General features: G+C 59.9%; 16 protein-coding genes. 9 read left to right on the top strand and 7 right to left on the bottom strand.

Going from position 1 to position 15,494, the window contains the following annotated elements; all coding sequences use genetic code 11:
* Positions 1 to 12 precede the first annotated feature (12 nt).
* Together ACSFE6_RS20335 and ACSFE6_RS20330 are read right to left on the bottom strand one after the other, a co-directional pair.
* Positions 13 to 654 (bottom strand): HD domain-containing protein, encoded by a 642-nt coding sequence (locus tag ACSFE6_RS20335; RefSeq protein ID WP_435429266.1) that lies wholly within the window; start codon positions 652 to 654, stop codon positions 13 to 15.
* 42 nt (positions 655 to 696) lie between these two features.
* Positions 697 to 915, bottom strand: a complete 219-nt coding sequence (locus ACSFE6_RS20330) for a hypothetical protein (protein ID WP_435429265.1) — start codon at positions 913 to 915, stop codon at positions 697 to 699.
* Between the two features lie 53 nt (positions 916 to 968).
* Here ACSFE6_RS20330 and ACSFE6_RS20325 point away from each other — a divergent pair, with 53 nt between their 5' ends.
* Positions 969 to 1,934 carry a GlxA family transcriptional regulator gene (locus ACSFE6_RS20325; RefSeq protein ID WP_435429264.1) on the top strand — a complete coding sequence of 322 codons (966 nt, stop codon included), beginning with the start codon at positions 969 to 971 and terminating at the stop codon, positions 1,932 to 1,934.
* Positions 1,935 to 2,060: 126 nt separating this feature from the next.
* Here the strand turns inward: ACSFE6_RS20325 and ACSFE6_RS20320 are convergent, their stop codons facing one another.
* Positions 2,061 to 4,472, bottom strand: a complete 2,412-nt coding sequence (locus tag ACSFE6_RS20320) for a penicillin acylase family protein (RefSeq protein ID WP_435429263.1) — start codon at positions 4,470 to 4,472, stop codon at positions 2,061 to 2,063.
* Between the two features lie 110 nt (positions 4,473 to 4,582).
* On the bottom strand, positions 4,583 to 5,164 hold the full coding sequence (locus ACSFE6_RS20315) for a DUF6436 domain-containing protein (RefSeq protein WP_435429262.1): 582 nt from the start codon (positions 5,162 to 5,164) through the stop codon (positions 4,583 to 4,585).
* Between the two features lie 96 nt (positions 5,165 to 5,260).
* Here ACSFE6_RS20315 and ACSFE6_RS20310 point away from each other — a divergent pair, with 96 nt between their 5' ends.
* Positions 5,261 to 6,211, top strand: coding sequence for an alpha/beta hydrolase (locus tag ACSFE6_RS20310; protein ID WP_435429261.1), 951 nt, complete (start codon positions 5,261 to 5,263; stop codon positions 6,209 to 6,211).
* A 106-nt stretch (positions 6,212 to 6,317) separates the two neighbouring features.
* Here ACSFE6_RS20310 and ACSFE6_RS20305 read toward each other — a convergent pair whose 3' ends face one another.
* Positions 6,318 to 7,070, bottom strand: coding sequence for a DUF2059 domain-containing protein (locus ACSFE6_RS20305; RefSeq protein WP_435429260.1), 753 nt, complete (start codon positions 7,068 to 7,070; stop codon positions 6,318 to 6,320).
* 108 nt (positions 7,071 to 7,178) lie between these two features.
* Here ACSFE6_RS20305 and ACSFE6_RS20300 point away from each other — a divergent pair, with 108 nt between their 5' ends.
* Both ACSFE6_RS20300 and ACSFE6_RS20295 read left to right on the top strand, forming a co-directional pair.
* On the top strand, positions 7,179 to 7,811 hold the full coding sequence (locus tag ACSFE6_RS20300; RefSeq protein WP_435429259.1) for a 2OG-Fe(II) oxygenase: 633 nt from the start codon (positions 7,179 to 7,181) through the stop codon (positions 7,809 to 7,811).
* Positions 7,812 to 7,813: 2 nt separating this feature from the next.
* A complete protein-coding gene (locus ACSFE6_RS20295; protein ID WP_435429258.1) occupies positions 7,814 to 8,311 on the top strand; it encodes a DUF523 domain-containing protein in 498 nt (165 codons plus the stop codon).
* Positions 8,312 to 8,420: 109 nt separating this feature from the next.
* Here ACSFE6_RS20295 and ACSFE6_RS20290 read toward each other — a convergent pair whose 3' ends face one another.
* Positions 8,421 to 9,008: a transporter substrate-binding domain-containing protein gene (locus ACSFE6_RS20290; RefSeq protein ID WP_435429257.1), complete on the bottom strand. Its 588-nt coding sequence runs from the start codon at positions 9,006 to 9,008 to the stop codon at positions 8,421 to 8,423.
* A gap of 134 nt (positions 9,009 to 9,142) precedes the next feature.
* On the opposite strand from ACSFE6_RS20290, the gene ACSFE6_RS20285 reads away from it, so the two are divergent.
* Positions 9,143 to 9,571, top strand: coding sequence for a DUF4399 domain-containing protein (locus tag ACSFE6_RS20285; protein WP_435429256.1), 429 nt, complete (start codon positions 9,143 to 9,145; stop codon positions 9,569 to 9,571).
* Positions 9,572 to 9,630: 59 nt separating this feature from the next.
* Here the strand turns inward: ACSFE6_RS20285 and serA are convergent, their stop codons facing one another.
* The gene (serA, locus tag ACSFE6_RS20280; protein ID WP_435429255.1) at positions 9,631 to 10,860 is read right to left on the bottom strand and encodes a phosphoglycerate dehydrogenase; all 1,230 of its coding nucleotides are present in this window, start codon (positions 10,858 to 10,860) and stop codon (positions 9,631 to 9,633) included.
* 204 nt (positions 10,861 to 11,064) lie between these two features.
* Between serA and ACSFE6_RS20275 the strand changes: the two genes are divergently transcribed.
* The 4 genes from ACSFE6_RS20275 (at position 11,065) to ACSFE6_RS20260 (ending at position 15,377) form a co-directional block, all read left to right on the top strand.
* Entirely contained in the window at positions 11,065 to 12,459 is a 1,395-nt protein-coding gene (locus ACSFE6_RS20275; RefSeq protein WP_435429254.1) for an FAD-binding oxidoreductase, read from the top strand.
* 37 nt (positions 12,460 to 12,496) lie between these two features.
* A complete protein-coding gene (locus ACSFE6_RS20270) occupies positions 12,497 to 13,162 on the top strand; it encodes a fumarylacetoacetate hydrolase family protein (RefSeq protein ID WP_435429253.1) in 666 nt (221 codons plus the stop codon).
* Positions 13,163 to 13,416: 254 nt separating this feature from the next.
* Positions 13,417 to 14,343, top strand: a complete 927-nt coding sequence (locus tag ACSFE6_RS20265) for an SdiA-regulated domain-containing protein (protein ID WP_435429252.1) — start codon at positions 13,417 to 13,419, stop codon at positions 14,341 to 14,343.
* Positions 14,344 to 14,459: 116 nt separating this feature from the next.
* Positions 14,460 to 15,377, top strand: a complete 918-nt coding sequence (locus ACSFE6_RS20260) for an SdiA-regulated domain-containing protein (protein ID WP_435429251.1) — start codon at positions 14,460 to 14,462, stop codon at positions 15,375 to 15,377.
* Positions 15,378 to 15,494 lie beyond the last annotated feature (117 nt).

The raw sequence follows: 15,494 nt of genomic DNA, 5'->3' as shown, positions 1-15,494 counted from the left end.
TCCCACAGTTGTTTAGGCAATCCACGGCGATTGGCGGATAACCTCGACGAAGTTCATCGGTTTGAATCCCGGCTCCTGATCCACCAGCACATCCGTCTTCACGTTACCGAACGTGGTCTGCGGGCGATGGCGCAAGCCGTCGGCAAAGGCGCAGATGATGCACTCCTTGAACCCTTCGCCCCGTGGATGCGCATGCACCACCGCTTCGCGTTGCACGTTGGAAAACGCCGCGTAGTCCATGCCCAGCACGTCCATTTCAACGCCGGCGGTCACCAGCGCCACGGTCGGGCGCAGGTGTTGCGGCACGCCCGGTGTGGTGTGCAAGGCAATCGACAGCCAGACCTGCTCGATATCATCATCGCTCAACCCGTATGGCTTGAGGAAAGCTGCCGCCGCGTTGGCACCATCGACTTCGAAGCGCTCATTGTCGCTGCGGTAACCTTCCACCAAACCCAGGTCATGGAACATCGCACCGACGTATAGCAGCTCCGGATTGTAGGCCAGTTGCTTGCGTTCGCCGCTCAGCGCGCCAAACAGGAACACCCGGCGCGAGTGGTGGTAGAGCAGGTCGGACTCGATGTCGCGGATGTATTCGGTGGTGGCCCTGGCCAATGCGCTGTCGGGAATTTTGATACCGGCGATGGTGGTGCTCATGGGAGTTTCCTCGTGGTGAACGCCGTGGTGGCGCTGAGGCGTTCAGTCTGTTCGGGCACCCGAAACCGGACAATCGATCCATGGCTGCAATCCCGGCCAATGAGCATGCAAATCGCGCCAGCCTCGCTTGTTGGTCTTGGATTCGCTAAGTTTGCACGCAGTTTCCTTGTCCCCTGTAGGAGCGAGCATGCTCGCGATGAACGTGAGGGCGCCGCGTTGCTTCAGGCAAATCTCGTCATCGTTGACGTCCATCGCGAGCATGCTCGCTCCTACAGGGGACGGTGCATTCAGATCCATAGAAGGCGATTCGCGTCATGAGTAGAACCGTTGCCATCGTCGTATTCGCCGGCGTTCAGTCGCTGGACGTCACCGGCCCCATGGATGTGTTTTCCGAGGCCAACCGCTTCCTCGCGCCGCAAGATCACTATCGGCTGGAGGTGATTGGTGTGGAGCGCGGGGTGATGGCCTGTTCCAACGGTCTGGCGCTGAATGCACATCGGCACTTCAGCGAAGCCTTGCAGGCTTACGACCTGCTGCTGGTCGCCGGCGGCCCGCAGCTGCCGTTCATGGATTTCGGTGCCGATTTCGATGCCTGGCTGCGTGATGCCTGCGCACTGGCGCAATGCTTTGGTTCGATCTGCAATGGCGCGTTCATGCTCGCCCGGGCGGGATTGCTGGACGGGAGAACAGTGACTACCCATTGGGGCGATGCGGCGTCGCTGGCGGCGTTGTGCCCGACTACCCGGGTCGAGGCCGACCGCTTGTATGTGCAAGACGGCGAGCTCTACACCTCGGCCGGAGTCACGGCGGGGATCGATCTTTCGTTGTACCTGCTGGGCCGCGACCATGGATCGGACGTGGCGTTGAGCGTGGCGAAGCGGCTGGTTGTATTCACCCAGCGCTCGGGTGGCCAGTCACAGTTCAGTCCATTCCTTACGCCCCATGCCGAACCGACCTCCGCGGTGGCCATGGTCCAGCACTACGTGTTGGCCAATTTGACCGGCGACCTGACCATCGCCGACCTGGCCAATGCCGCCAACATGAGTCCACGCAACTTTTCCCGAGTGTTCGCCAGGGAAGCGAAAATCACCCCGGCCGAGTTCGTGGAGCGGGCGAGGGTGGATGCAGCGCGAGTGATGCTGGAAAGCACCCATGCACCGCTCAAGACCGTGGCCTACCAGTGCGGTTTCCGCGATGCCCAACACATGCGCAGCGTGTTCAACCGCAGGTTGGGGGTGACGCCGCAGCAGTTCCGGTTGAATTTTGCGGCGATGATTTGAGCTGATATTCATGTTGCCTGTGAGGGCCTCATCGCTAGCAGGCTAGCTCCCACAATGGATCTACATGCACAGGACCACTGTGGGAGCTAGCCTGCTAGCGATGAGGCCGGTCCAGCCAATACAAATTTACTGGGCTGAGCGCGCCGGCAACAGCTTCAGCGTGCTGCGGGTATTGGCCGTCACCTCTTCATCATTGAGATGCGCCTGGAAATAAACCCCCTCGATATACGCTTCCGCCTGGTCGTCATAGTGCCGATCGAACAGCACGCCACTCTGGCCCACCGGGTTGACGGTCAGGCTGTGGGTCGGGTCGGCGAAGTCGATCAGGCGTCGGGTCGACGGGCCGTAAGTCACCGGCCACGGTGCCGGACCGATCTTCGCCGACAGGTTATTCGGCACCTCGTGACTGCCGGGCGCGGCGAGCGGTCCGACGTTGAACAACCGGTCCAGTGGCTTTTGCTGGCCCAAGGGGTGACCGTGGGTAAGGGTGTGGGCCTTGCCCCATTGCCATTGCGCGAAATCGGTACCCAGGATGGTCTTGAGGTGGGCGATGCTGGCCTGCCACGCGGCCTTGACCGTGTCCGCGCGGGCTTCCTTGCCGAGGGTATTGCGGTTGTCCCACCATGGTGAATCAGCGTTTGCGGCCAGGCGCGGTAGCGCCGCATCGATCACTCGGGTCGAGAGCAGTGTTTCGAAGAAATCGTTGCCCAATTCATCGTGCATGGCTGCATCGGCCAGGTTGAACAGGAACTGGTTGAACACCGTGGCGCTGGTGGACTCGAGTGGGTAATCGCCTTGCCATTGCGCCAGTTGCTCCACCAGCTTCAGCTCGGCAGGGTCGCTCACCACCGTGCGCAACACCGGCAGAAGCGGCGCCAGCAAGCGTGGGCCATAGGCGGTGGTGGTGCCCAGTTGCAGCTTCTGGCTGGACTCCAGATCCCACTTGATGCTCTTGTCGCCGAGCTGTTGATTGAGCTGCTGGCCACGATCGGCCAGGTTGTAATAGCCGGGGATCTCCATGCCCGTCGGCGATACTGGCTGGAAGTTGGCCGAAACGATGTAACCCCGCGCCGGGTTCTCTTCCTGCGGGTTGGCGCTGAACGGGTAGAAGCCGTCCTTGTCCGCCTCGCCGGTGCTGCCGTCGAGGATGAACCACGGACGTACTCCGGCAGGGCGCTTGGGCAATTGTGCTGCCGCCCACCAACCGATGTCGCCCTTGGCGTTGGCCCAGACAATGTTCAGCCCCGGTGCCTGAACCTTCGCGGCGGCGCTGCGGGCCTTGGCCAGGGTGTCGGCGCGGTTGAGCTGATAGAAACCTTCGAGAATCGGGTTCTGGCTTTCAAGAAATCCCCACCACATGGCAATCGGCGTTTTACCGACGCTGTTGCCCAGCGCATCGTTGACGATCGGGCCGTGGGGCGACTGGCGCAGCACCAGGGTGACGGGCGCCTGGCCCTTGACCGCGATCTGCTGTTCGCTGCTCACCATGTCCACCCACTTGCCGCGATACCAGACCTGATTGGGGTTGTCCGGGTTGACCTTTTCGGCAATCAGGTCGAGGTCGTCATTCTGGAACATGGTGATGCTCCAGCCGAAGTCACGGTTCATGCCCAGCGAGGCGAACGGCATCAAGGCCTGGTAGTGACCGTAGAGTTCGAAACCCGGCGCCGAGAGCTGCGCCTCGTACCACACCGACGGCGCTGAAAAACGAATGTGCGGGTCACCCGCCAGTAAAGGCTTGCCGCTTTTGGTGTGGCTGCCGGCCACGGTCCAGGCGTTGCTGCCCTCGAACTGTGGCAGGCCGTTGTCGGCCAGCGCCTGTTCGCTGAGGCGAGCGAGGGCATTGAGGTCCTTCCAGTCGGCGTTGGCCAACGTGGGTGCGGCACCGCTCTGTTGCTTCTCCAGCACGCCTTTGGGTTGCCAGTCGAGATCGAACACGGTCAAGTAATCAGCGCCCAATTGATCGCGCACATAGGTCAGCAACGGTTCGGTGCGGAACGCCGCCGCAAAGCTGTACGCCATGTAACCGGCGATGCTGATGGTGTCCTGGGCGGTGAACGGGCGTTTTTGAATGCCCAGCACGTCGAACTCCACGGGTTTGGTGTGGCTGTCCTGATACTGGTTGATGCCATCCAGATAGGCTTGCATGGCGATGAAGGCCGGCGATTGCTTGTCCAGATTCGCCAGATAGGTTTCGGCGCGCTCGCGAATGCGCAGGCTGCGCATCAGCTTGTCGGTGTCGAGCAGTTTCGGACCGAGCACTTCGGCCAGCTCGCCACGGGCCAGGCGACGCAGCACTTCCATCTGGAACAATCGATCCTGGGCATGAACGTAGCCGAGGGCACGGTACAGGTCGGGTTCGTTGTCGGCGCGGATGTGCGGGATACCGCGTTCGTCGTAACGCACGGTGACCGAGCCTTGCAGGTGTGACAGTTCCACCATGCCCTGGCGTGTCGGTTGTTTGCTGTAGACGTACCAGCCGCCAACGGCGGCGAGTGTGACGATCAGCGAACCGAGAGCGGTCAGGCTACGTTTCATGGTGACTCCTTGTTGTTATAAGTGGCAGCAGTTCCCTGGCGACACTGTTTAACACGGCCGGCCGATTTGGCCCATCAGCCGTAGGAGGGATTCGTTTTTAAACGTGTTTACTACTTCGTTGGATCGACAGGCCAAGGGCAGTAACACCCCACGGCCAGTGTGTGCGTGGCACTCACCGGGCGGCCTTCGTCCAGCGCTTGCAGGATGGGTTCGATGAAGCTGTTGCTGGAGTTGCAGGTCAGGCCTTCGCTGTACGGGCCGAAATACGCCAGTTTGCCGCTGCGATCCCAGATCGCCACGGCTGGGCTGGCGGGAATCTGCTCGGAACCGGGCAGCACGTTGATGGTTTTCAGATGGCTCAAGGTGCTGGGCAGTTGGCCGTGGCTGCCGGGCTTTTGCACCGCGTAAAATTCCACACCGTGCGGGACATAGCGCTCGACAAGCTCGGTCAGGTGTTGCTGATTGCCGACGTTGCATGGGCAGGCCGGGTCCCAGAAGTGCACGAGACGGATGGCGCCGGGACCAGCGAGCGTTTCGGGCAAGCGCAATGGGTCGCCGGAAAACACCGCCGTGTGCTCGCTGAATGCACGCAGATAACGCCCTTGAAACCAGTCGTAAGCCGCCCACAGCACGCCGGCGCACAGCAGGGCGAGCAGGCTGACAAACAGGGTGGCGCGCAGGGGCGATCGCATGGGTTCAATCCTCGAAGGTCGGCTAGCTTGCCATGCTTGCCGCGACAGATGAATATCGCAGGTCCATAAAGTCCGTTTAGCGCTCTGGAATCGCCCATGCCTGTTACCTTCGACCCTGATCAACTGCGCGCCAGCCTGCGGCCATTGGCCGAGGGACAGCCGCTGTCAGCGCAGGCGCAGGCCTATCAGCGGTTTTACGGCCTGGATTTCTCTGCGCGTAACGTACGCAGTGGCCTGGGGCGTTTTCAGGTCGACGGTTATGAGCTGGTCAGCCAGGTCTGGCGGCCGGAGCGAGCGAAGGCAACGCTGTTCGTTCTCCACGGCTTCTACGATCACACCGGGCTCTACCGGCATGTGATCGAGTGGGCGCTGGAGCAGGGATTTGCGGTGATTGCCTGCGACCTGCCGGGGCATGGACTGTCCAGTGGCGAGCGGGCGAGCATCAAGGATTTCTCTGAGTATCAGGACACCTTGCAAGGGCTATTTGCCGAGGCGCAGTCGCTGGATCTGCCGCAGCCATGGCATCTGTGCGGGCAGAGCACGGGCGGAGCCATCGTGATCGATCATGTGCTCAATGCCGGGGCGAGCAGTCCGGCCCAGGGCCAGGTGATTCTGTTGGCACCGCTTGTGCGGCCGCGGGCGTGGGGTTGGTCGCAACTGAGCTATTACCTGCTCAAGCCGTTCGTCAAAGCCATCGCCCGGCGTTTCAGCGAAAACTCCAATGACCCGGACTTTCTGCCGTTCCTGCAGGCCGACCCCTTGCAGCCGCTGCGCCTGCCAACGGCGTGGGTCGGGGCGCTGGCGCGCTGGATCAAACGGGTTGAAGCCGCACCGGCCAGCCCCCGGCGGCCATTGATTGTGCAGGGGCAGGCGGACATGACTGTGGACTGGCAGCACAACCTGGAGGTGCTGCGTGCGAAATTCGACCGGCCGCAGGTCTTGATGCTGCCTGAGGCGCGGCATCACCTGGCGAATGAGGTGTTGGCGTTGCGCGGGGAGTATTTCGGGTTTTTGACCAAGCGGATCGCGGGCCGGAATCCTCAGTGATTCTGACGGCCCCTTCGCGAGCAGGCTCGCTCCCACAATGGATCTGCATGCACTGACCACTGTGGGAGCGAGCCTGCTCGCGAAGGCGTCCTTCAGTTGCCGAAAATCATTGGGTAAGGCTCGAAGTACTCTGTCCCACCGCCAACCCCGCCTTGATCGCCGCCAGCGCTGCCTGGTAATAAGCCTTGCCCTCGGGCGACTCGGCAAAGGTGGCGAACTCTTCCAGCTCTTCATCCGACAGGTCGCGGTAGACATATAGCAGCGTGTTGTTCAAGTCGCTACCGATCTGGTCCATCAAGCGCTGGCGCTGACCGTTCAACATGCCTTGGGCCTGGCCTGCACCGAGCAGGCCGGGGATCATCGAACTCAGGCTGTCGGCTGCAACGCCGGCAATGGCCAGGCTGACTTCAGCGCCGGCTTCGCGCGCAGGGAGCGCCTGGGCGAGGTGACCGATGATCAGCAGGCGGCTGTCGCTGGCCTGCATCTTTGGCAGGCCCTTGGCGTTTTTAGCCAGTTGATCGCGGCGGGTCGCCAGCAATTCGGCGGCGACGATTTTTTTGCCCAGAGGGGATTGAAAGAACGCCAATGCAGGTTTTGGGTCAGCGAGATTCTTGCGCAGTTGGGCTTCGGCACGTTGGTCGACAGACTTGGGATCAAAGCGCTGGTTGCTGTTATTGACCAGCGCCTGGAACACCGCCGGTGGCAGGCTGCTTTCGTAGCGTTTCTGTGCGGCCGACAGGGCGTCGTTGAAATGCGCGCGCTGTTCCGGCCAGCCGGCGACCTTGTACAACTGGTCGTGGCCGTCTGCCCAGGCGGGCAAAACGCAGAACATCAGCAGGGAGAAAAGCAAACGGCGCATAGGGACTCCTGTCAGCAGGCGACTATTCTCCGTGTGGCATACGGTCTTGTCGAGAATTCGTATCAACCCGCTGCGTGGCTCTGTCGGAATTTCAGGCGCAGGCATAAGATGCGCGCCATGCAAATACCTTCTGATCATCCGCTGCTGTTACGAATCGTTGACGACCTGGCTGCCAACGGCTGGTCGCAGCAGAATATTTTCCTGCCTCCGGATCTGACCCGGGCACTGGCGGCCGAGTGCCGTAAACGTGCCGCCGAGGGCGAACTGGCACCGGCAGCCGTCGGACGTGGACCCTCCTCGGAGATTCGCGAGGGGATTCGCGGCGATCATATCCAGTGGATCGAACCCGGTCAGACCGAGGCGTGCGACAGCTATTTGCAGTTGATGGGCAGCCTGCGTGAGGCGATCAACCGCAACCTGTTTCTGGGGCTTGAAGATTTCGAAACCCATTTCGCGATGTACCCGCCCGGTGCGTTCTACCTCAAGCATGTCGACCGGTTCCGCGATAACGACCGGCGTACGGTGTCGGCCGTGGTTTACCTCAACGACGCCTGGTTGCCGGAACACGGCGGCCAGCTGCGCATGTACCTGGACGAAGACAGGCAATACGATGTGCTGCCAACCGGTGGATGCCTGGTGGTGTTCCTGTCGGGTGATGTGCCCCATGAAGTGCTGCCCGCGACCCGTGAACGCCTGTCATTGACCGGATGGTTCCGGCGTCGGGGCAACGAGCCGTTCTGATCATGCAGAAGATTCTGGTAAGTCGCTGTCTGCTGGGGCACCGGGTCCGTTACGACGGCGGTGCCAGCGGGCCGTTTGATCAGTTACAGCTGTGGTTCGACGAAGGCCGGATCGTGCCGCTGTGCCCGGAAGTCGCCGGGGGCTTGCCGACACCACGGGCCGCCGCGGAGATTCCGGGTGGGCAGGGCGTTGACGTATTGGAAGGGCATGCTTCGGTGATGACCACCGAAGGCAAGGACGTCAGCGCGCAGTTTCTGTCGGGGGCGTATCAGGCGTTGGAATTGGTGCGCAAGCACGACATTCGCATTGCCGTGCTCAAGGCCAACAGCCCGTCCTGCGGCAATCTGTTGACCTATGACGGAACCTTCAGCGGAGTTAAGGTCAGTGGCGAAGGGGTGACGGCGGCGTTGCTCAAGCGCCATGGGGTGCAGGTGTTCAGTGAGCTGGAGCTGGCGGAAGCGGCACAGGCGCTAGCCACGCAGGATTTTCAATCACTGTAGACCCTGTGGGAGCGGGCTTGCCCGCGATGGCGGCGGCGCATTCAACCTATGTGTTGGAGCTGATGGCCTCATCGCGGGCAAGCCCGCTCCCACAGGGTTGCCGGTGATTTCAGGGTTTGGGTGCAACACCCGAATCCGCCCCGAACCACTTCTTCTCCAATGCTTCCATCCGCCCATCGGCCTTGATCCGCTGCAGCGCGTTTTCCAGGCTGGCATGAAACGCCGGGTTGCCCTTCTGAAACGGAATTGCCAGATTCATCGGCGCGCTGGCTTTCGGCTTTTCTTCTGTCAGCGACTGCACCAGCAGGATTGAACGCTGTTGTTCGTCCTTCTGCGCGATCAATTGCGCATCGGCTTGAACATAGGGTGCGCTGAAATCGAAACGATCCTTCAGCGCCGCAGTCTCTGTGATGTGATTGATGGCGATGTCGTACTTGCCGCTTTCAACACCGGTCAGCAAATCATTGGAATCGGTGACGACAAAGTCGGCGCGTACTTCCAGTTCGTTGGCCAGCATTTGACCCAGTTCGACTTCGAAACCCGCAAGACTGCCGTCTTCCTTGAAATTGAAGGGGGGTGTATTAGCCTCAAGGGCAATGCGCAGTTCGCCGCGGTCGTTCACGTCGTCAATCAGTTCGGCATGAGCCAAGGGGCTCAAAAGGGGTAGCAGGCAGATCAGGCCAGGCAGAAAGCGCATGGTCACTCCTTTGAAGACATTATCGCGGCCTGTTGTCCAGGTTCGCTTTGCTATGGTTATCGAGTGCCTTCGACAACGATTGACCATGAAGTTGTGATGGTCACGGGGATTTTACGTAAAAACTGGAGAAGAGAATGAAAAGCTTTATGTCACGTGCAGCGTTGGCGGGTTTGCTGATGGGGGTTTCAGTGCTGGCCAGTGCGGCTACGCCGGCCCCGAAAGGTGCTGAAGTGTCCATCGTTTCTCCTTCGGACGGGGGCACGGTTCCCAAGACGTTCGTCGTCAAGTTCGCTGTTAAAAACATTGCGCTGGCACCGGCCGGCGATGCCACCAAGAATACCGGCCATCACCATCTGCTGATCGATGTCGACAATCCGCCGGCAGCGGGCGAGACGATTCCGGTGGATGCCAATCATGTGCACTTCGGCAAGGCGCAGACCCAGGCCGAGGTAACCCTGACGCCGGGCAAACACACGCTGCAACTGATACTGGGTGACAAGAATCACACCGTGTTCGATCCGCCTATCGTCTCGGAGAAAATTACGGTTAACGTCGCGGAGTAATTCCTGCGCAATAAAAAAAGGGAGCCCGAAGGCTCCCTTTTTTGTCGCTCAAGTCGCTATCAGAACAACACGCGGCTACGGATGGTGCCGTTGACGTGCTGCAGTTTCTGTTGCGCCAGGTCCGAGTATTCGGCGTCTACGTCGATCACCACGTAGCCGACTTTCTCGTTGGTCTGCAGGAACTGACCGGAAATGTTGATGCCGTTTTCGGCGAAGACCTTGTTGATCTCGCTCATCACACCCGGGATGTTTTCGTGGATGTGCAGCAGGCGGTGCTTGCCAGGGTGGGCTGGCAGCGCCACTTCCGGGAAGTTCACGGACGATACCGACGTACCGTTGTCGCTGTACTTGACCAGCTTCTCGGCCACTTCCAGGCCAATGTTGGCCTGTGCCTCGGCGGTGGAGCCACCGATGTGTGGGGTCAGGATCACGTTGTCCAGGCCGCGCAGCGGGCTTTCGAACTCTTCGTCGTTGGAGCGTGGCTCCACCGGGAACACGTCGATGGCAGCGCCGATCAGGTGCTTGTCCTTGATCGCGGCGGCCAGGTGGTCCAGCTCGACCACGGTGCCGCGTGCGGCGTTGATCAGGATGCCGCCTTTCTTGATGGCACGGATTTCCTTCTCGCCGATCATCCACTGGGTGGCAGCGGTTTCCGGAACGTGCAGGGTCACGATGTCGGACATGCCCAGCAGTTCGTGCAGGTTGCCGACCTGGGTGGCGTTACCCAGAGGCAGCTTGGTCACGGTGTCGTAGAAGAAAACCTGCATGCCCAGGCCTTCGGCCAGGACCGACAGTTGTGTACCGATCGAGCCGTAACCGACGATGCCCAGCTTCTTGCCGCGGATTTCGAAGGAGTTGGCCGCGCTCTTGATCCAGCCGCCACGGTGGCAGGAGGCGTTCTTCTCAGGGATGCCGCGCAGCAACAGGATCGCTTCGGCCAGTACCAGCTCGGCAACGGAACGGGTGTTGGAGTACGGAGCGTTGAACACGGCGATACCGCGCTCGCGTGCTGCGTCCAGGTCGACCTGGTTGGTGCCGATGCAGAAACAGCCGACAGCGACCAGCTTCTTCGCGTGATCGAAGATCTCTTCGGTCAGTTGAGTGCGGGAGCGAATGCCGATGAAGTGAGCATCAGCGATCTTTTCCTTGAGCTGGGCTTCCGGCAGAGAACCGGTGAGGTACTCGATGCTGGTGTAGCCCGCCGCCTTGAGGACGTCGACAGCCGATTGGTGGACGCCTTCGAGAAGAAGGAACTTGATCTTGCTCTTATCGAGAGAAGTCTTGCTCATCTGCGTAAACCTGTATCCCGGAGAAAAATGGCAGGAAATGGTCAACAGACGCTGACCCGAGCGGCATGACAGCCGTCGCCGCAGAATAGCCGTTGGGCACTATGCTGCGGGGTCGGTATGCTAGCATATGCGCCCCGCTAAACACTCATTCCTGCGACGTGAAGCGTTCTCAGGATGACCATGAATTGTTCGAGAGTTCTGTCGATGACCAATCCTGCCCTGATTGATGAGCTGAAGACCCTGGTTGAGCCTGGCAAGGTGCTGACCGATGCCGACTCCCTGAATGCTTACGGTAAGGATTGGACCAAGCATTTCGCCCCGGCCCCGACCGCCATCGTGTTCCCCAAGACCACCGAACAGGTCCAGGCCATCGTCCTCTGGGCCAATAAACACAAGGTGGCGCTGGTGCCGTCCGGCGGCCGTACCGGGCTTTCCGCCGCTGCCGTGGCCAGCAACGGCGAAGTCGTCGTCTCCTTCGACTATATGAACCAGATCCTCGACGTGAACCTGACCGACCGCACTGCCGTTTGTCAGCCTGGCGTGGTCACCGAGCATTTGCAAAACGTGGCCGAAGAGAAGGGCCTGTACTACCCGGTTGACTTCGCTTCGGCAGGTTCGAGCCAGATTGGCGGCAATATCGGCACCAATGCCGGCGGGATCAAGGTAATTCGCTACGGCATGACCCGCAACTGGGTCGCTGGCATGAAAGTGGTCACCGGTAAGGGTGACGTGCTGGAACTGAATCGCGACCTGATCAAGAACGCGACCGGCTACGACATGCGCCAGCTGTTCATCGGCGCTGAAGGCACCCTGGGTTTTGTGGTCGAAGCGACCATGCGTTTGGACCGCGCGCCGAAAAACCTGACGGCGATGGTCCTCGGCACGGCCGATTTCGACTCGATCATGCCGGTTCTGCATGCGTTCCAGAGCAAACTCGACCTGACCGCCTTCGAATTCTTCTCCGACAAGGCCCTGGCCAAAGTCATGGCCCGTGGCGACGTGCCGGCGCCGTTCGAGTCCGATTGCCCGTTCTACGCCTTGCTGGAATTCGAAGCGACGACGGAAGAAGTGGCCAACCATGCCCTGGAAACCTTCGAGCACTGTGTGGAGCAGGGCTGGGTGCTGGACGGCGTCATGAGCCAGAGCGAAACCCAGCTGCAGAACCTGTGGAAGCTGCGCGAGTACATCTCGGAGACCATTTCCCACTGGACGCCGTACAAGAACGACATCTCGGTGACCGTGTCGAAAGTGCCGGCATTCCTTAAGGAAATCGACGCGATCGTCGGTGAACATTATCCGGATTTCGAAATTGTCTGGTTCGGCCACATCGGCGACGGCAACCTGCACTTGAACATCCTCAAGCCGGATAACCTGAGCAAGGACGAGTTCTTCGCCAAGTGCGCCACCGTCAACAAGTGGGTGTTCGAAACCGTCGAGAAGTACAACGGTTCGATCTCCGCCGAACACGGCGTGGGCATGACCAAGCGGGATTACTTGACCTATAGCCGCTCGCCGGTTGAGATCGAGTATATGAAAGCGGTCAAGGCGGTGTTCGACCCGAATGGCATCATGAACCCGGGCAAAATTTTCGCTGTTTGACTTTCGAATTCAAAAGCTACGAACCAGGAGTCGGTCCATGAGCTATCAGCACCAGTATGTCGACGGCACGCGTATTCACTTCCCGCTGGGGAAAGTGGTGTGCATCGGCCGTAACTACGCCGAACACGCCAAGGAACTGGACAATCCGGTGCCGACCGAGCCGCTGCTGTTCATCAAGCCAGGCAGTTGCGTCGTGCCGCTGGAAGGTGGTTTCAGCATTCCGACCGAGCGTGGCTCGGTACATTACGAAGCGGAAATCGCAGTGCTGATCGGCAAGCCATTGTCGACCAAGCCAAGCCGTGAGGAAGTGCTCGATGCCATCTCCGGTTTTGCTCCTGCACTGGACCTGACCCTGCGTGACAAGCAGGCCGAGCTGAAATCCAAGGGCTTGCCCTGGGAAATCGCCAAATCCTTCGATGGCGCGGCGGTGATCGCCCCGTTCGTGTCCGGCAGCACCTTCGCCGACCTGACCGACATCGGCATTCGCCTGACCATCAACGGCGAAATTCGCCAGGACGGCAACAGCAGCGCCATGCTCAACCCGATCGTACCGATGATCCAGCACATGGCCGGCTGCTTCTCGCTGCAGGCCGGTGACGTGATTCTGACCGGTACGCCGGTGGGTGTCGGTCCGCTGAACGTCGGTGATGAAATTGTCCTGGAGCTGCCAGGCACCAGCCGTTTCACCAGCAGCGTTCGCTAGCCGAAACACCGCACAACCCTGTGGGAGCGAGCCTGCTCGCGAAGAGGGCGTGTCAGTCGACATCAATGTTGCCTGATACACCGCCTTCGCGAGCAGGCTCGCTCCCACAGTGGTTTTTGTGATTGCCTTAAAGGGCTTTCCCGCCATTTCCCGTTTTTTTCACATCTGATCTGGATAATTCCAGGGTTTTCGACGTCTGAGCCGATCCCAACTGTGCTATTACCCATAGCCTGAATTTCTGGATGCCTTTTCCGATGGCCACCCAACCGCTTCCTACGCTTAAAACCGCTCGCCGCTCGCGCTTTGCCCTGCGTTGGTATTCCTGGCTATTGCTGGTGGCGGTTGCCGCCTACGGCCTGGCCTTTGCCATGCATTGGGATGACCGTGGCCTGCTTTGGGTGCAAGAGCGCTTCGAAAGCCCTGCCGAGCGTCAGGAGAGTATCTGGTTGCCGGATTATCACGCGGTGATCGATGCCAAGCCGCTGCCGGGCATGGAAAAGGATGAGGCTTCGGACCTGGCCTACGATCCTCAGAGCAAAACCCTGTTTTCGGTGATGGGCAAAAATCCGTTCCTGGTGGAGTTGTCCTTGCAAGGTGATGTGTTGCGCAAGATCCCTCTGGTGGGTTGGAGCAACCCCGAGGGTGTGACGGTGTTGGGCAATGGGTTGCTGGCGATTGTCGATGAGCGCGACCACCTGATCACCGTGGTCAAGGTCGATGCCGATACCCGCGAATTGAATATCGCCCATTTCCCCAAATATGATCTCGGTCCTTCGAAAGACCAGAACAAAGCGTTCGAAGCCGTTACCTGGGATGCGCGTAACCAACAGCTGCTGCTGGGGGAGGAGCGTCCACCGACGCTATTCACCTGGAAGAGCGATGGTCAAAAGTTGATAGGCGACAAGCAGAAACTCGTCAGTGATGAGCTGGATCTGCGCAATCTGTCGGCCCTGGCTATTGATCCTCGGACCGGCCACACCTTGGCCCTGTCCGCCGATTCCCATTTGCTGCTGGAGTTGGATGAGAAGGGTGAGCAGGTCAGTTTCATGACCCTGCTGCGTGGCTTCAACGGCCTGGAAAAAACCATTCCTCGTGCCGAAGGCGTGACCATGGACGAGGCGGGTGCGATTTACATCGTGAGTGAACCAAACCTGTTTTACCGCTTCGAAAAACAGCGTTGAAGTCATCTTGTAGGACTTTCGCCATTCGGTTGTAGGAGCGGGCAAGTGGCCATTAAGCTTTAATTCAGACGGGCGTGATATTTCATCCGCCTGTTTTGATTCCGAGCCCGCTGCCAATGCGCCGATTAGCCCGCCCCAAGCCCCTGATTTTCATCGTGTCGATGATTGCGCTGATCGTGTTGATCGCCATCGGCCAATACCTGCGGTTGTTCGAGCGCGCCTGGTTTAACCTGCACACGCTATGGCAGCCGGTGAATGCTCAATCCATTGGCCTGGACCAGTATCGGGTGGTGCTGGAGGGGCAGGTCATCGAAGGGCTGGACGATGATGTGTCAGCGTTGACCTTTGACCCGGTGCGCAAAAGCCTGTTTACGGTCACCAACAAGAACTCCGAACTGATCGAACTCTCGCTCGATGGCAAAATCCTGCGTCGCATTGCCTTGGTCGGTTTTGGCGATCCGGAGGCCGTGGAGTTCATCACTGCCGATACCTACGTGATTACCGACGAGCGCGAGCAGCGGTTGATCAAGATTCATCTGGAGCCGGACACCACCTTTCTCGACTCCGCCGAGGCTGAGCAGATATCCCTCGGCGTGCACCTGCCGGGCAACAAGGGTTTTGAGGGGCTGGCTTACGATTCGGTGGGCAAACGCCTGTTTGTCGCCAAGGAACGCGACCCGATGCTGATCTATGAAATACACGGGTTTCCGCATTTCAATCCGGAAAAATCCTACGCGGTGCATGTCATCAACAATCCCAAGCGCGATGCCGGGATGTTCGTGCGCGATTTGTCGAGCCTGCAATACGACGAGCGCAGCGGTCACTTGCTGGCGCTGTCCGATGAGTCGCGGCTGGTTCTGGAACTGGATGTGGACGGGCGACCGCTGAGCACCTTGGGGTTGCGCAAGGGGAGCCAGGGGATGCAAAAGACCGTACCGCAGGCGGAAGGGATCGCCATGGATGACGACGGCACGATTTACCTGGTGAGCGAGCCGAACTTGTTTTACGTCTTCAAGAAACCGGCACAAAACTAATCAACACCACAAAACCAATGTGGGAGCGAGCCTGCTCGCGAATGCGGTCTGCCAGTCGGCATCTCTACCGACTGACACGGCCCTTTCGCGAGCAGGCTCGCTCCCACAGGTTTGTTG

It is taken from the genome of Pseudomonas baetica (genome assembly GCF_051216495.1).
Lineage (GTDB): Bacteria > Pseudomonadota > Gammaproteobacteria > Pseudomonadales > Pseudomonadaceae > Aquipseudomonas > Aquipseudomonas baetica_B.
This window is presented reverse-complemented; position numbering and strand designations above follow the sequence as displayed.

What these genes read in the sequence shown, in the direction of transcription:
- ACSFE6_RS20335 (WP_435429266.1), bottom strand. Translation starts at nt 654, where the DNA reads ATGAGCACCACCATCGCCGGTATCAAAATTCCCGACAGCGCATTGGCC.
- ACSFE6_RS20330 (WP_435429265.1), bottom strand. Translation starts at nt 915, where the DNA reads ATGCTCGCGATGGACGTCAACGATGACGAGATTTGCCTGAAGCAACGC.
- ACSFE6_RS20325 (WP_435429264.1), top strand. Translation starts at nt 969, where the DNA reads ATGAGTAGAACCGTTGCCATCGTCGTATTCGCCGGCGTTCAGTCGCTG.
- ACSFE6_RS20320 (WP_435429263.1), bottom strand. Translation starts at nt 4,472, where the DNA reads ATGAAACGTAGCCTGACCGCTCTCGGTTCGCTGATCGTCACACTCGCC.
- ACSFE6_RS20315 (WP_435429262.1), bottom strand. Translation starts at nt 5,164, where the DNA reads ATGCGATCGCCCCTGCGCGCCACCCTGTTTGTCAGCCTGCTCGCCCTG.
- ACSFE6_RS20310 (WP_435429261.1), top strand. Translation starts at nt 5,261, where the DNA reads ATGCCTGTTACCTTCGACCCTGATCAACTGCGCGCCAGCCTGCGGCCA.
- ACSFE6_RS20305 (WP_435429260.1), bottom strand. Translation starts at nt 7,070, where the DNA reads ATGCGCCGTTTGCTTTTCTCCCTGCTGATGTTCTGCGTTTTGCCCGCC.
- ACSFE6_RS20300 (WP_435429259.1), top strand. Translation starts at nt 7,179, where the DNA reads ATGCGCGCCATGCAAATACCTTCTGATCATCCGCTGCTGTTACGAATC.
- ACSFE6_RS20295 (WP_435429258.1), top strand. Translation starts at nt 7,814, where the DNA reads ATGCAGAAGATTCTGGTAAGTCGCTGTCTGCTGGGGCACCGGGTCCGT.
- ACSFE6_RS20290 (WP_435429257.1), bottom strand. Translation starts at nt 9,008, where the DNA reads ATGCGCTTTCTGCCTGGCCTGATCTGCCTGCTACCCCTTTTGAGCCCC.
- ACSFE6_RS20285 (WP_435429256.1), top strand. Translation starts at nt 9,143, where the DNA reads ATGAAAAGCTTTATGTCACGTGCAGCGTTGGCGGGTTTGCTGATGGGG.
- serA (WP_435429255.1), bottom strand. Translation starts at nt 10,860, where the DNA reads ATGAGCAAGACTTCTCTCGATAAGAGCAAGATCAAGTTCCTTCTTCTC.
- ACSFE6_RS20275 (WP_435429254.1), top strand. Translation starts at nt 11,065, where the DNA reads ATGACCAATCCTGCCCTGATTGATGAGCTGAAGACCCTGGTTGAGCCT.
- ACSFE6_RS20270 (WP_435429253.1), top strand. Translation starts at nt 12,497, where the DNA reads ATGAGCTATCAGCACCAGTATGTCGACGGCACGCGTATTCACTTCCCG.
- ACSFE6_RS20265 (WP_435429252.1), top strand. Translation starts at nt 13,417, where the DNA reads ATGGCCACCCAACCGCTTCCTACGCTTAAAACCGCTCGCCGCTCGCGC.
- ACSFE6_RS20260 (WP_435429251.1), top strand. Translation starts at nt 14,460, where the DNA reads ATGCGCCGATTAGCCCGCCCCAAGCCCCTGATTTTCATCGTGTCGATG.